This window comes from Microvirga tunisiensis (assembly GCF_009296175.1).
Lineage (GTDB): Bacteria > Pseudomonadota > Alphaproteobacteria > Rhizobiales > Beijerinckiaceae > Microvirga > Microvirga tunisiensis.
The window spans coordinates 1-588 of the sequence record NZ_VOSK01000980.1 but is presented as its reverse complement, the minus strand read 5'-3'; the positions used below and the strand labels follow the sequence as shown (position 1 = coordinate 588).

Annotated in this window: 1 protein-coding gene; it reads left to right on the top strand. The window is 64.6% G+C overall.

Features of this window, described 5'->3' with window-relative positions:
- Positions 1-149 precede the first annotated feature (149 nt).
- Positions 150-588: protein-L-isoaspartate O-methyltransferase family protein (locus FS320_RS44840; protein ID WP_420846867.1), on the top strand; the 439-nt coding region annotated here is incomplete at its 3' end.

Below are 588 nucleotides of genomic sequence, written 5' to 3'. Positions count from 1 at the left end.
TATCCTGACCAGTACTCCGAGCGGCATCTGCGCACACTCCAGCGGCGTCTGAAAATCTGGCGCCGGGATGCGGCATGGGCCATGGTGTTCGGGTCATCGGATCAAGGCTCGGTGCCCGCAGAGCCCTGAGGCTTGCCGGGAGCATGAAGATGAGGCAACGACCATCCGTGTCGGGAGCATTCTTCGGTGAGGCAATACGCTACGCCCGCCAGATGGTCGGGCTGCTCGGCATCATGAGCGAGCGCCTGGAGAACGCATTCGCGGCTGTTCCCCGTGAGAGCTTTCTCGGCCTCGAGCCTTGGCACGTCCGGCAGGGTTCGAGCGGATACGTGGCATTGCCCTCCAATGACCCCGTCTACGCCTACCAGGACGTGCTGTTCGCCCTCAAGCAGGAGCGGGGCGTGAACAACGGCAGCCCCTCCCTGCATGCGCGGATGATGCACGCGCTCAATCCGGCTGTAGGGAGCACGATTGCGCATATCGGCGCCGGCACGGGCTACTACAGCGCCATCCTGGCCGAACTGGTCGGTTCCTCAGGCCAGGTGACCGCGGTCGAGTACGATCCGGCTTTGGCCGAGCAGGCACGGG